The sequence below is a fragment of the Enterococcus mundtii genome (assembly GCF_002813755.1).
GTDB lineage: Bacteria > Bacillota > Bacilli > Lactobacillales > Enterococcaceae > Enterococcus_B > Enterococcus_B mundtii.
In genome coordinates this window covers 1571018-1586220 of sequence record NZ_CP018061.1, presented here as the reverse complement: position 1 = coordinate 1586220, position 15203 = coordinate 1571018, and the positions used below count along the sequence as shown (strand labels likewise).

General features: G+C 40.0%; 10 protein-coding genes. 7 read left to right on the top strand and 3 right to left on the bottom strand.

The features are described 5' to 3' along the window. Positions 1–8: 8 nt before the first annotated feature. Both EM4838_RS07550 and EM4838_RS07545 read left to right on the top strand, forming a co-directional pair. Positions 9–773, top strand: a complete 765-nt coding sequence (locus EM4838_RS07550) for a MerR family transcriptional regulator (RefSeq protein WP_071866292.1) — start codon at positions 9–11, stop codon at positions 771–773. A 359-nt stretch (positions 774–1132) separates the two neighbouring features. Further along, complete coding sequence (locus EM4838_RS07545; RefSeq protein ID WP_071866293.1) at positions 1133–2263, top strand: 5-methyltetrahydropteroyltriglutamate--homocysteine S-methyltransferase; 1131 nt, start codon at positions 1133–1135, stop codon at positions 2261–2263. Positions 2264–2860: 597 nt separating this feature from the next. On the opposite strand, the gene EM4838_RS07540 is transcribed toward EM4838_RS07545, so the two are convergent. Beyond that, entirely contained in the window at positions 2861–3889 is a 1029-nt protein-coding gene (locus EM4838_RS07540; RefSeq protein ID WP_071866294.1) for a LacI family DNA-binding transcriptional regulator, read from the bottom strand. Positions 3890–4002: 113 nt separating this feature from the next. Between EM4838_RS07540 and EM4838_RS07535 the strand changes: the two genes are divergently transcribed. Genes EM4838_RS07535 through EM4838_RS07525 form a run of 3 tightly spaced genes read left to right on the top strand, consistent with a single transcriptional unit; the run spans position 4003 to position 9032 of the window. Next, the gene (locus EM4838_RS07535; protein ID WP_071866295.1) at positions 4003–6237 is read left to right on the top strand and encodes an alpha-galactosidase; all 2235 of its coding nucleotides are present in this window, start codon (positions 4003–4005) and stop codon (positions 6235–6237) included. Next, positions 6221–8098: a glycoside hydrolase family 2 TIM barrel-domain containing protein gene (locus EM4838_RS07530; protein WP_071866296.1), complete on the top strand. Its 1878-nt coding sequence runs from the start codon at positions 6221–6223 to the stop codon at positions 8096–8098. The genes EM4838_RS07535 and EM4838_RS07530 overlap by 17 nt, the downstream gene beginning before the upstream one ends. Continuing rightward, positions 8079–9032 (top strand): beta-galactosidase small subunit, encoded by a 954-nt coding sequence (locus tag EM4838_RS07525; RefSeq protein WP_071866297.1) that lies wholly within the window; start codon positions 8079–8081, stop codon positions 9030–9032. Before EM4838_RS07530 ends, EM4838_RS07525 begins: the two co-directional genes overlap by 20 nt. Positions 9033–9178: 146 nt before the next feature. Here the strand turns inward: EM4838_RS07525 and EM4838_RS07520 are convergent, their stop codons facing one another. After that, positions 9179–10906: a cache domain-containing sensor histidine kinase gene (locus EM4838_RS07520; RefSeq protein ID WP_071866298.1), complete on the bottom strand. Its 1728-nt coding sequence runs from the start codon at positions 10904–10906 to the stop codon at positions 9179–9181. Continuing rightward, positions 10903–12402, bottom strand: coding sequence for a response regulator transcription factor (locus EM4838_RS07515; RefSeq protein WP_071866299.1), 1500 nt, complete (start codon positions 12400–12402; stop codon positions 10903–10905). Before EM4838_RS07515 ends, EM4838_RS07520 begins: the two co-directional genes overlap by 4 nt. A 223-nt stretch (positions 12403–12625) precedes the next feature. Here EM4838_RS07515 and EM4838_RS07510 point away from each other — a divergent pair, with 223 nt between their 5' ends. Both EM4838_RS07510 and EM4838_RS07505 read left to right on the top strand, forming a co-directional pair. Further along, positions 12626–13915, top strand: coding sequence for an ABC transporter substrate-binding protein (locus EM4838_RS07510; RefSeq protein ID WP_071866300.1), 1290 nt, complete (start codon positions 12626–12628; stop codon positions 13913–13915). A 359-nt stretch (positions 13916–14274) separates the two neighbouring features. Further along, complete coding sequence (locus EM4838_RS07505; RefSeq protein ID WP_071866301.1) at positions 14275–15144, top strand: carbohydrate ABC transporter permease; 870 nt, start codon at positions 14275–14277, stop codon at positions 15142–15144. The last annotated feature ends 59 nt before the right edge of the window (positions 15145–15203 follow it).

The following is a 15203-nucleotide window of genomic DNA, read 5'->3' as shown; positions in this document are numbered from 1 at the left end:
TGAAAGGTATGAAACGATTGTATTCGATTGGGGAAGTATCGGAGTTATTGAATATCCCTAGATCAACCATTCGGTATTGGGATGCAGAAGGGTTGATCCATGCAGCAAGAGAAGAGGAAAATGGGTATCGATTATTTGATATCGATGCCATTTTTCAAGTATATGACATCAATTTTTATCGAAAACTAGATATTCCCATGAAGCAAATGAAAAATCTATATAGTAAATCATTAAATGAGATGTACGACATTTTAGCTGAAACGGAACAGCGCTTGGATCATGAGAAAAAAATCTTAGAACAAAAGCATAAAGAAGTATTATCAAGAAAAAACCAGTTGAAAGAAATGATCGATAGTGAACCAGATAAATTTCCTGAAGAAGAAATTCCCTTTCAAAAAATCGTCGTGGCAGCATCTGATGACATCTTATATTCAAAGGAATATCTAAAGAATTATTCAAGTTTCGTGATTTATTTTCCAGAAAATAATCAGAACAGTATTTATGGGTTCTGTACGGACGAGCACACGGAAAAACTCCCAGGCTCACAGACGATCTGGCAGAAAGATCCTGCGAAAAAGTACGTGCGATTTCTATTAAAAGTCCAAGTGAATAACACAAAAAATAATAATCTATTTGAAGTAAAAGACAGGTTGCAAAAGCAAGGCTACCGATTAGGGCAAACGATTGGTCAATACTTGTTGACTCATACGACAAAGGACAAGATTTCCTTTGAATATTACCGAGCATGGATCGAAGTGAGTGAGGGGAAGTAGGATTAGTTGACATTCGGAAGTAAACATGGGATAGTAATTGACAATATCAAAGCGTAGAAGAGAAGAGTAACTAACGGTCAACGGTAAAAAGAGACTCCGGAGGGTGAAAAAGGAGACCTAAAACCTTAGTGAAGATGAACTTGGAGCTTGTTTTACTAGTAAGTGAGTAGAACCGGACTGCGACCGTTAACTCGCCGGATATCTGATGGTATCGTTGAGGCATTATTTGTGAGGATAATGTAAATAAGGGTGGTAACACGACGCATTCGTCCCTTTTGTCAAGAATTGGCAAAAGGGATGAGTGTTTTTTGTTTTCATCAGGTCTTCAGCTACTACGTAATCTAAGGAGGAATTTTTTTATGACTACTCGTACCACATCCCCATTTCGTTATGACATCGTTGGGAGCTTTTTGCGCCCAGAGAAGTTAAAAAAGGCACGAAAAGCGTATAACGAATCGCTTATTTCTGTTACTGATTTGAAAGAGATCGAAGATGAAGCTATTATCGATCTGATCAAAAAACAAGAAGCTGCTGGCTTACATGCGGTGACAGATGGTGAGTTTCGTCGGAGTTGGTGGCATTTGGACTTTTTCTTTGGTTTACAAGGTATTGAGTTTTTTGTCCCTGAGCGAGGGTATCAATTTCACGGAGAAGAGACACGTCCAGGGACAGTGACTGTAACGGGAAAAATCAAGGGAGAAAAACACCCTTTTGTCGACCATTTTCGATTTACCCGGGCCCATACAAGTGAAGGAATCGAAGTAAAGCAAACCATTCCAGCCCCAGCACAATTGTTAGTCGAGTTATTACGGCCAGATATCTTGCCATATGTCCGTGACATCTATCCGGAAAATGAAGAACTTTTTCAAGATATCGTTACTGCTTATCGTCAAGTGATTGCGGATTTATATGAAGCAGGTGCCAGAACGATCCAATTGGATGACTGTACGTGGGGCGTATTAGTAGCACCTTTACCAGAAGGATTTTTAGCAGAGAGTGATAAAGAGGAAGGCGAGATTCGCAAAGAGTTGGCACAGACCTATTTACAAATCAATAATGCGGTTATTGGAAATCAACCACAAGATTTGATTTTGAATACCCATGTCTGTCGAGGGAATTACCACTCCACCTGGGCAGCAGCTGGCGGATATGAAGCTGTAGCTGAACCACTATTTACGGAAGAAAATGTTCATGCCTATTATTTAGAATATGACAACGATCGTTCAGGCGGTTTTGAACCACTTGCGAAAGTTAGTGAAGAAAAACTTGTAGTATTAGGATTGATAACCTCAAAATCCGGTGAACTTGAGGATCGTCAAAAAATCATCGAACGAATTTATGAAGCTACTCGCTACGTCCCTTTAGATCGATTGTGTTTAAGCCCACAATGCGGGTTCGCCTCCACCGAGGAAGGGAATATTTTGACGGAAGAAGCACAATGGGAAAAAATCACATTGATCAAGAGTATCGCAGAAGAGGTTTGGAATTAAGGAATAGCCGACGAACCAAGTATTCAGGAAAACCGTTAAGAACAACTCAGTTGTTCTTAACGGTTTTTCTTGTTTATACGGCATGACAGCTTACTGCTCAGGTCAGAGCGCTCATTTCACAACCTCCGATAAATGGTGTTCAATGAGCTGACCTTCAACATTAAGCTAAAAAATCGAAAAATATGAGAAGCTATTTTCCCAATTTCCGCCTTACTGCTCGGAGCTGAACGGCTTTCTCATGACCTCTGATAAACGGTGTTCAAGGCGCAACATTTCGGACATAAGCCAAAAAAATAAAAAATGAAAGAACCATTTTCTATTTTTTCAATCTTATGCCTCAGTGCTGAACGCACCTTTCACAACCTCTGATAAACGGTGTTCAATGAGCTGACCTTCAACATTAAGCTAAAAAATCGAAAAATATGAGGAGCTATTTTCCGATTTTCTATCTTACTGCTCAGGTCAGAGCGCTCATTTCACAACCTCCGATAAACGGTGTTCGAAAGCCAACTCCTACGACATTAAGTCGAAAATTGAAAAAATATGAGAAGCTATTTTCCCAATTTCCGCCTTACTGCTTGGAGCTGAACGGCTTTCTCACAACCTCTTGGGCACAAAGCTTTCTCTTACCACTAATCGGGTGGGGTAGGTCAAAATAATGGGTTCGTCGCGGATTTGGTCGATTCTTTCGACGGCTAAGCGAACAGCGGCTTTACCGATGGATTTGGCATTGATTTGGACAGTGGTCAAGCCAGGAGTTAGTCTACTGGCTGCTTCAATGTTATCGAAACTGGCGATCATGATGTCTTTACCGATGGCCAAATGGTGCTTTTTCATGGTGTGATAGACGCCGATTGCCATTGGATCGCTTCCTACAAGGAGTGCGGTTGGAAGTGGATCAGAGCTTTGGATCAGCTCTTCAGCTAATCGTTCACCGTCTTCTTCGGTCCAATTTCCCAGGTAGTGCGTACTGTAATCTTGTAACTGGTGATCGGACATGAAATGCAAATAGGCACGGACGCGTTTTTCATCTGGATTGATCGTCTTGCCTCCTCGTTCATCCATATCAACTTGGTAGCCACCGATATAGGCGATTCGATGATGCCCATTCTCTAGAAATAACTCTAAAACAGCTTTGGTCATTCGCTCTAAATCTCCATAAACCATATCGACTTCTTGTTGGATATCAGGATTATCAACAACGATCAAATGCTGATTTTGTGATAATAGATCAGTGATCGACTGCTTCGTCACTGTTCCAACTACGATGATCGCTCCTAGTTGATCTAGGTCTTTCCATTCCTTGGGATTGTCAGAGAGATTGTAAATTCGATTCATGCCAATATGCAGGCGGTTTGCTTCTTCTTCTAATCCCATACGTAATTCTTTGTAATAGACATCTTGTGCTTCACTTGCCTTACTGATCGTCGAGATCACACCGATCGAGGGCATTCGTTTTTTGATATATTTTCGTTTATTGATATCATAGTTCAATTTTTCTGCAACTTCAAAAATCCGTTTCTTTGTTTCTAATGCGACATGGATCGTCTTATCTTGATTCAATACGCGCGAAACAGTTGCAGGAGAGACATTCGCTTTTCGAGCGACATCACGAATACCTACCATAAAATCACCCCTTTAAGAAATATAAAAAAAGTTATTGACAAATATGTTTAGTAAACAGTATACAGGAGTTAGTTAAAAAGTAAACGGTTTCTAAAAATTTGTGAGGTGAAGAAATGAAAAGACAATCATTGATTGCATTCGATTCGGAAACAAATGTTTTTCATTTGTCGAATCCATTGATTTCTTATGTGATGAAAATTGAAGAATCTGGTGTGTTGAGCCATATTCATTTCGGTAAAAAAGTGAGTAACTATACCGATAACAAAAAATACCCAAGAAGAGATCGCGGTTTTTCAGGAAATGTCCCTTTGCATGAGGAGCGAGCATTTTCAAAAGATACGTTGCCACAAGAATTTTCAGGACACGGAAGTATGGATTATCGCATACCAGCCACGATCATCACACGTGAGAATGGCTCTAGCTTGCTTGATTTAAGATATGAAACGTATCAGATCATCCAAGGTAAACCAAAGCTTTCAGGATTACCACAAACCTATATATTGGAGGAACAGGAAGCACAAACGTTGTGTATCACATTGAAAGACCGAGATTTACCGATCTATGTGGATCTTTTTTATACGATTTACGAAAAACGAGGGGTCATTATCCGCTCCGCTAAGTATCGTAATCAAACAGAGCAAACGATCTGGTTAGATAAAGCAGCTTCTTTTCAATTAGATTTGACAAATTCTGGCAGATTTACTGAAGTGATCGCTTTACCTGGAGCCCACGCTAGAGAGCGTTTGATTTCGCGACAACGGATCACTGAGGGGGTGAAATCATTTGAAAGTCGACGAGGAAGCAGTAGTCACCAAATGAACAATTTTATCGCTTTGACACATACACATACGACAGAAAATCTTGGAGAAGCCATCGGTCTACAGTTTATCTATTCTGGAAATCATGCGTTTGAGATCGAAAAAGATCAAATCGATCAACTAAGAATCGTTGGTGGCATCAATGCGTATCAGTTCCAATGGCAACTTTCAACCAACGAAGCGTTTCAAACGCCAGAAATGATCCTTTCTTATTCAGACGAAGGATTAAATGGCATGAGCCACATACATCATGAACTGCTGCGAGAACGCGTGACACGTGGGAAGCATCAGTACGAACCACGTCCAATATTGGTCAATAATTGGGAAGCGACTTATTTTGACTTTACTAGCAAAAAAATCGAAGCACTGATCGATGAAGCAGCAGCGTTAGGTATGGAAATGTTCGTCTTAGACGACGGCTGGTTTGGGAAAAGAGATGCAGATACTTCTTCTTTAGGAGACTGGTTTGAATATGAAGGGAAATTGGCGAATGGTTTGAAAGGCATTGCAGAGTATGCCCATGAAAAGGGCCTCAAATTTGGGCTATGGGTAGAGCCCGAAATGATCTCGATCGATTCTGAATTGTATCGTCAGACGCCTGATTATTTGATGCAAGAACCAGCACGAACGCCTGCGGCATCTCGGTCACAATTTGTTTTGGATTTTACACGAAAAGAAGTGCGAGATTCGATCAGTCAGCAATTACGAAAAATTTTGGATGAGGTACCGATCGATTATATCAAATGGGATATGAATCGCTCCTTATCAGATGTTTACTCTGCTTACGTGGAGAATCAAGGAGAGGTCTATCACCGGTATGTTTTAGGATTATATGATCTTTTAGAAGAGTTGACCACAGCTTACCCAGATATCTTATGGGAGGGATGTTCAGGTGGTGGTGGCCGTTTTGACGCAGGAATCCTTTATTATATGCCACAATCCTGGACAAGTGATAATACTGATGCGATGGAACGAATCGACATCCAATACGGAACGAGTCTTGGCTACCCGATTTCCTCGATGGGCGCTCATGTCTCCGCATCACCTAACCATCAAAGTGGACGTGTGACAGATTTAAAGACACGCGGGGACGTAGCGATGAGCGGGGTATTTGGTTATGAACTAGATTTGACCGCATTAGGCGAACAAGAAAAGAGAATCATCAAAGAACAGATCAGCACGTATAAAGAAATTCGTCAAATAATCCAACAAGGAAAATTTGACCGTTTAGAAAATCCCTTTGAACAAAACATTGCAGCGTGGCAATTTGTTTCTCCAAATAAAAAGGAGATCGTTGTCTTTATGGCACGACGATTAACTTCTGGACAACCGCCTTTTCATGAGATCCGCTTGGTTGGTTTGGAGGAAGGGATGTATCGTGAACGTAAAAGTTCATTGATTTATTCAGGTTCGGAGTTAATGACGATGGGGATTTATCTCCCTGATTTTCACGGAGATTTTCAAACAGAAATTTTTCACTTTGAAAAAATAGTTACAGGAGAGGAAGAAGAAAATGCAAGCATCAATTGATTGGTTAGATGATCCCCAAGTTTTTCGTGTGAATCAGCGAAAGGCACATAGTGATCATACGGTCTACGGTTCAAAAGAAGAAATAAGAAGTCAAAGTTCCCGACTACAGTCGCTAAATGGTGAATGGCGCTTTTGTTTTTCTGAAAATGCAGAAAATCGCCCAAAAGAGTTTTTTGAACAAGATTTTGACGATCGTTCATTCGACACGATCCATGTGCCTGGACATATTGAACTAAGTGATTTTGATAAGATCCATTACATCAACACGATGTATCCTTGGGAAGGTCATGAGTTTCGTCGTCCCGCTTATACAACTGCTTCAGAAAAGGAAATGGCAGGGATGTTCTCTCAAGCGGAAGAAAATCCAGTAGGGTCCTATGTTACGACTTTCCAATTAGCAGAGGGACTGAAGGGAAAAGATGTCACGATTCGTTTTGAAGGTGTCGAACAAGCCATGTATGTGTGGTTGAATGGTCATTTCGTTGGTTATGCAGAAGATTCATTTACACCGTCAGAATTTGATTTGACTCCTTATCTAGAAGAAGAGAATCGTTTGGCAGTCGAAGTCCACAAACGTAGCACAGCTGCCTTTTTAGAAGATCAGGATTTTTTCCGTTTCTTTGGGATTTTTCGGGATGTCGTTTTAGTTGCTCGTGGCAAGAATCATTTAGAAGACTTGTGGTTACGTCCCCAATTAGATGACACGTATCAAAAAGGGAAATTAGATGTGTCGTTGTCTTTTGAAAATCTCGCAGCTGAAAGTGACTTACAGGTAAGGGTCCTTGATTTAGACAAGCAAACGATCTATGAAGAAAAGCATACGATAGTCGAAACGATGCAGCTCAGTATTGATTTAGGTGAAGTAGTATTATGGGATCATTTTGCCCCAAATCTGTATAGCTTTGAAATTGAAACCAGGGACCGTGACGGAGTGACTGAATATGTCGAGTATCCATTCGGCTTTCGCAAGATCGAGTTAAAAGATAAAGTGATGTATCTGAATGGAAAACGTTTGATCATCAATGGCGTCAATCGTCATGAGTGGAGTGAAAAAACAGGACGTGCAATCACATTAGCTGACATGGAAAAGGATTTGGCAGTGATTAAAAATGCTAACATCAATGGTGTGCGGACCTCACATTATCCCAACCAGATTCCTTGGTATTTCCTCTGCGATCAAGCAGGTATCCACGTGATGGCAGAAACCAATTTAGAATCACATGGGTCATGGCAAAAAATGGGTGCTTTTGAGCCATCCTATAATGTACCAAGAGGAATTCCGCAATGGCGAGAAGTGGTGCTAGATCGAGCAAAAACCAATTTTGAAACCTTCAAAAACCATACCAGTATCTTGTTCTGGTCCTTAGGCAACGAGTCTTATGTAGGGGAGAATATTCGCTTGATGAATGAATACTTCAAGACGGTTGATCCAGACCGCTTGGTGCATTATGAAGGGAATTATGTTGATCCCAAATTTGAAGCTTCTGTTTCGGACATGAAAAGTAGTATGTACGCAACACCTACGGCAGTCGCTGAATATCTAGAGAATCAAGCAGATAAACCATATATCTTGTGCGAATACATGCACGATATGGGGAATTCTTTAGGTGGATTAGGTTCTTATATGGCACTGTTAGACAAATATGAGATGTATCAAGGCGGATATATTTGGGATTTTAAAGATCAGGCACTTGAGGTACTTGATCCAGTGACAAATCGAAAAGTCATGCGTTACGGCGGCGATTTTGATGATCGTCCAAGTGATTATGAGTTTTCGGGAAATGGCATCGTTTTTGCAAATGGACAAGAAAAACCAGCATTACAGGAGGTAAGATACTATTATGGCAAATACAGCTCCTAAACTGAGAATCATTTATGGCGACTGCACCTTAGGGATCAAAACAGAAGAAAAACATTATATTTTCTCTTACACCAGAGGTGGTTTGGAATCACTCAAAAAAAATGGGAAAGAATGGCTTTATCGTGAAACGCAACCAACTTTTTGGCGAGCATTGACAGATAATGATCGAGGAAATGGCTTTGGGTATCGCTCAAGTATGTGGCTTGGTGCAGGGTTGTATCTAAAAGTGGAAGCAATCCATGTTGCAATAAACGACCAAGCCATCGAACTGCCGATCGCACCAGTCAATAATCGTTATAGCAATCAAGAGTATGCGAATACAGTCGAAATCACTTTCACATTGGCTGTCAACACAACTCCACAAACGACCGTCGATATGACGTATCGTGTCAATGAACAAGGGGATCTACACGTGAACATGCACTATCATGGCAAAGAAGGATTACCCGAACTGCCAGTAATAGGATTTCGCATGATCATGCCAACGAAAGCCACTCATTTCGATTACGAAGGGCTGTCAGGTGAAACTTATCCGGATCGTAAAGCTGGTGGCGTACCTGGGGTCTATCATGTAGAGGGCCTACCGATCCCACCTTATTTAGTGCCACAAGATTGCGGCGTCCATATGGATACCAAGTGGTTAGAGATCACGCGCAAGACAACCTTGAATAATGCAGATAAAAGTCAGGAAGAGTTTTCCTTACGATTTGAACAAAAGGATTCGCCATTTGCTTTTGCGGCATTACCGTTCAAAGCAGAAGAATTAGAACAGGCGACACACATAGAGGAACTGCCACCGGAACGGCGAACGGTTGTCACGATGTTGGCGAAAGTCCGAGGAGTCGGAGGTATCGATTCTTGGGGAGCGGATGTCGAAGAAGCCTATCATATTAGTGGTGAAGAAGACCACGCGTTCAGTTTTATCATTAAATGATGTAAATTCGTAAAATCAAAAATAGGACCCTCTAAAAATCCATTCTGCGGATTTTTAGAGGGTCCTATGAGTTGTGGCTGATACTTGAAGGTCAAGAAAGAAGTGGTTCGCCAGAATTGCTGAAGGAATTGTTTCTGTCTACACGTTCATTCAGTTTTACTCCCCTTTTTTATGATCGGTAACGTGATCGTTACCGATGTACCCACACCGACTACCGAATCAATGTGTAAGCCATAATCTTCACCATAAAGTAATTGGATTCGTTCATGAACATTTTTGCTACCGATACCTGAAAAATAGTCTCTGTTTTTCGTTGGCTGTTCCGTATCAAAGCCATCACCTGTATCCATAACTTCAAACGACAATTTATCCTCTCTGATCATCCCATACAAAGTGATGAAGCCACTTTTCTTCGTTTGGAACGCATGTAAATAAGCATTTTCGATGATTGGCTGGATGATCATATTGGGCATGTACAAAGAATAAAGTTCCTCAGGTACCATGATTTTGGTTGAGATTGCATCACCGTAGCGCAGTGTCAAGATCGCAATATAACTTCTCACACTGTTCAATTCTTCTTCCACAGGGATAATTTCATTTTTATTGCCGATTGTACTGCGCAAGAGATCGATAAAACTGTCAATGCCTGCGACTGCTTTTTCATTTTCTTGTTGCCACACTAAAAATTTGAGGCTAGTTAACGTATTATATATAAAATGAGGCTGGATCTGTGCTTGCATCGCTTGTATCTCTAAGGTCCTTTTTTTCTTTTCATTTTGTAAAGATTGCGTATGATTGTCACTGATCGTTGTTAGCAGCTGATTGATTGTAGTAGCGAGTGTCCGGATCTCATAGGTTCCCTGGATCGGAACAGTAGCTGCTACCGGTTCTTTGATTTGGTTCAATGAATCTACTAATTGATAGATTGAGCGAGTATTGCGATTCAAATAGATCGCTACTACGATACCACCTAAAATCAGTGTTCCAATATTATAAAGGATGATCGGAATGATGACATTCATTTGATCGGCGATCGAGTGGACATTGACCTCACTGACCAAAGCCGAGTTTTGTCGGTAAAGTGGTAACCGAGTGATCCGCTGATTGGCTTTGGTCAACGTCTCGTGTTCGACCAACTCATCAAATGAATCAAACGTCGTTCCAATCCGATTTTCAACATTCGAAGCAAAGATTTTTTTCTCATCTGTCACAAAGTCGATTTGCGTGATTAGCGGGTCGACTGATTGGCTGAATATTTTTGCCAACTCATCAGAAGTGATGGCAACGACAGCATAACCATAAGTTTGGTTCAAAGTGGATCTAAGCTTTTTGATAAACAAGACACTTGGTGATTGTTTGTCGCGTTTCGTCAGTCCAAACTGGGTAAAGACCATTTGTGTCGCTGTTGGATTTTCATTGACTTTCTGGATCAACTCTAATTGAAAAAAGTCATCAGCAGTGAGATCACTCACCATATCATTACTAATGAACATCCGACCATTTTCCCCAAAAAGAAAAATATCATCTTTGATGTTTGGAAAGATCGGTGCCAATGAATCATTCATTTTTTGCACCGTACGTAGTTGATTGATTTTCTCCAAAGTCGTTTGTTGCCCTTCTTTGAAATACCCCTCTACAGCAGAGCTTTCAGCCAATAATGTCAACGTGTTCTCTATATTGTCATTCAATGTTTCAAAATCATGTTGGATCTTTTGTAAGGTCATTCGATTGGATTGATCGAATTGTTGAATGTAGGCGTCTCTTGAGCGTTGATAAATGAACAAAGAAATCGTCGCTGCTTGAGTGAACAAAGCAATAAAAAGAATGATCAAAAGTTTGGTCAAAAGCTCGTGTTCTCTTAGCTTTTTAATCATACGGTCAGTATTCCTTTACGATATTGTGAAGGGGTCAACCCAGTTTCTTCTTTGAATACTCGAGAAAAATAACCAAGTTCAGTAAATCCAGTTTGCTGACCAATATCACTTAACGAAAGATTCGATTCTTTCAACAATAGTTTTGCATGGTTGATACGGACTTTTTTTAAGTACTTCGTAAAATTGATCCCATACTTTTCTGTAAAAATCGTCGATAAATAACTATAAGAAAAATGATATTTTTCGGATAGCGTTTGTAGACTGATGTCTTTATGATAATTCTCTTGCACATACTCATAGATCAACGTCAACACATCTGAGTTGTCTTTTCTGAAGGTTGTGGTGACTTCACGCAATAACTTCGTCGTATTATTGACGATCAAGACCAGATCATCCCACCGTTCTGCTTGCGTGATCTGTGCTGGAATCGTGATTTTTAGTGTCATGATCTCTTTTCTTTTTTCATGTTCGTCCGCGATCGCGTTGATCAAGGCATAGAGTCGATTGATGATCTCGTGTTTCAGATAGCTTGGTTGCAATCGTTGATCAAGTACCTTACTCATGTAATTGTCCAATTCTTCGATGGCAGATACAAAATCTTTGTTCATGATCTTGGTCAAATAACTTTTTGTTTGTTGCTCATAAGAAGAGAGTAGGGGAGATAATAAATCTTCACAAATAACGCAGTGATCTGTCAGATAAAAGTGCTGTCCGCTACTTTTTTGCTTTAATGTAAGGAATTCAGAATAAAAGTTTTCAAAATCAAGTGCATCAGATACAACATAGAGACAAGAATCTGCCTGGTGCTCTTGCTGAAATCGTTCAATCAACTGATCGAATGCCTTCTTCGAAGCGACATTGATAAAATAACCAATATCATTTGCTGTCGTAGAAAAAGGAAAGACAGAGGCGAGCTGATTTGTGTATCGTGGTGCTTCTGCAATCATTTGTTCACTCCGACGCTGTTTTTCCGATTGCTTTTCTTCACAATATACTAGATAAAAGTGGTCATGTGGGAATTGTTTGCGTGACATACCTAAATCAAGAGAAGTTCCGGACAAATAATTGCTCAGTAATTGACTCGTTTTTTCGAGTTCTGTCAAACGTGGTTTCTTTACTTCTGTAGATTGTTCCACCAGACTCTTTAGAGAAGCTAAAAATTCACTAGGGTTCAATTTTGGTTTAAGTAAATAATCTGAGACGCCTTCTTTGAATGAATCTTTGACCAATTGAAAGTCATCATAGCTAGATAGAACCAAGATTTTTGCTTCAGGTTGTTCCTTCTTGATCAATCGAGAAAGTTCGATACCATTTAGATCTGGCATCATCAAATCCGTTACGATGATATCAAGAGGCTGATGCTTAATGAATTCGAGCGCTTCTAATGGTTTTGAAAAGGCCCCTTTGAGATGGAAGTCGTGCGCTGGCCAATCGATCAGGGTACTTAGACCAGAGAGAATGGTCTGTTCATCATCGATCAATACGATATTTTTCAATGTTTTTCCCCCTATTCCTTTGTTACGTAAGTTAAAAATACTGGGAAACGTTTACAAATGCAAGTCTAAAATTTCATTCACTAAATCAAAAGATGACAAAATTGTACTTTTTTCTTATTTTAGGATATTTTTCTTGAGAACGATCATTAACGAAGAAAACGCTTGCAAGTCTGCTATGATAAGCATGTAAGAAAAACAAACACTAAAAAGGGTGGGAAAAAAAATGAAACTAAAAAAAATCTTAGCTAGCGCTTTCGTCCTAACAGCAGCAGTTACACTTTTTGCCGGTTGTGGCAATTCTTCCAGCGATGCTTCCGGAAACGAAGATAAAGTAACGGTCTGGGCATGGGATGAGGCCTTTAATATCAAAGCTGTCAATGAAGCCAAAGAGTTTTACGAAAATGAAGATGTTGACGTGGAAGTAGTGACGATGTCCCAAGATGATATCGTACAAAAACTGAATACGGCATTAGCCAGCGGAAATACAGATGGGTTACCAAATGTTGTGTTGATCGAAGACTACCGTATCCAAGGATACCTTACTTCTTACCCAGATGCGTTTGCTGATTTGACGGATATTGTGGATGAAAGTAACTTTGCCGCCTATAAATTTGCAGTAAACAAAGTTGAAGATAAAATTTACGGCGTACCTTTTGACTCAGGTGTGACAGCTAATTTCTATCGTACGGATATCTTAGAAGAAGCTGGTTATTCGGAAGAAGATATGAAGAACTTGACGTGGGATGATTATTTACAAGTTGCACGAGATGTCAAAGAAAAAACAGGGAAAAAAATCTCTGAAGTCAATCCATCCGATTTAGGTCGTGTGCGCATGATCATGCAACAAGCTGGAGAGTGGTATACCTCGGAAGATGGAGAAACAGTGACGATCGAAAATAATGAATCATTAAAATATGGATTAGAACTCTTTGCTACCTTGCTTAAAGAAGATCTAGTCGAACAAACATCTGACTGGAATGCTGGGGTTACGGCGGTCCAATCAGGAGCTGTTGCTTCTACACCAACTGGCGCTTGGTATTCTTCAACCATCCAAGGGGCAGAAGATCAATCAGGCAAGTGGAAGATCGCACCGATTCCAGCTCTACCTGCTAACATGCAAAAAGCACAAGCTTCCAACTTGGGTGGTGCCGGCTGGTATGTGATCAAGGGCGTAGCTGGTGAAGAAAATGCGAAAGATTTCTTGGAAAAGACATTCGCAACAAATGAAGAATTGATGGGCAAATTAGCTGAAGAAATTGGTTTAGTATCGACCATGTTGAGTGCGAATGATCAAGAAGCTTATCAACAGCCATCTGAATTCTATAGTAATCAAAAAGTATTTGATGACTTTTCAAAATGGACAGCAGAAATCCCTGAAGTGAACTATGGTCATGAAACTTATGCCATTGAATCTGTTGTGGCGGAATCCTTGAGCCGAATCATCAATGGTGAATCAGCGGACAAAGTTTTGGCAGATACGCAAAAACAAGTCGAAGCGCAGTTAGCCAATTAAGTCATATCCAGCGTCAACAGTAAACCGATTATGAATGGAACAACAAAGAAATGAGTGGCGATCTCTTCAAACGGATCAACGAGTGTATTGTTCGTTCGTTTGAAGGTATCGCTTATGGAATAAGCAATTAATTGAAACGCGTATGGGGGACATGGACATTCACACCGTTAGCTATCCTGTATAACTTTAGCAATGGTATTCGAAAAAATAAGAAGTTCCGCTCGTTTTCTATTCTCTGTCTGATGGAACCAATCACGGGCAGTGGTTCAAAGCTTAGAAGAAAATAACAATCTATTTTGTCTGACTTTCTGTGAGGCATGTATTTCTTCAACATATGTGTAATGAAAGTGGGGAATAATATGAAGCAAAAGGATCTATTCAGAAATGGTCATGCGTTTTTAGTTTTGCCAGTGATCATGATCTCGATTTTGGTTTTTATACCAATGGTGTTAGCACTGATCACCTCTTTTCAAAGTGGACCTCCTGTAAATATGACGTTCAACGGATTAGGAAATTATCAACGAATGTTAGGAGATTCGACTTTTCGTAAAGCATTTTTCAATACCTTTTTATACTTATTAGTACAGGTTCCTGTCATGTTGTTTTTGGCATTGTTTATTTCAAATCTATTGAATGATAAAAAATTGAAGTTCAAAGGATTGTTCAGAACAGCGATTTTCTTGCCATGTATTACCTCAATGGTCAGCTATTCTTTGATCATGAAAAGTTTATTTTCCCAATCAGGTTTAGTCAATAACCTTTTAGTTGGAATTGGCTTGATCGATAACCCGATCGGTTGGTTGACTCATCCATTCTGGGCAAAAGTTTTGATCATTATTTCCATCACATGGCGTTGGACAGGGTATAATATGATTTTCTTTTTATCTGGTATGCAAAACATCGATCCAGAAATATATGAAGCTGCTGATATTGATGGCGCATCAAGGTGGCAACAGTTCATTAAAATCACGATACCTAACTTGAAACCAATCATTTTGTTTACATCGATCACTTCAACGATCGGTACCTTGCAATTATTTGATGAGGTACAAAATATCACTGGTGGTGGGCCAGCTAATGCAACGACGACATTGTCACAATATATCTATAATTTGAGTTATAAATTCACCCCGAATTTTGGTTATGCCGCAGCTGTTTCTTTCGTTATCGTACTATTTATCGTCTTGTTATCAGTGATTCAAACTAAAATAGGGAGTGAGAGCAAATGAGAGAAATGACAAGTAGTGAACCCCGATCAATTACGAAAAAGCAAGTGAGTATTGGACAG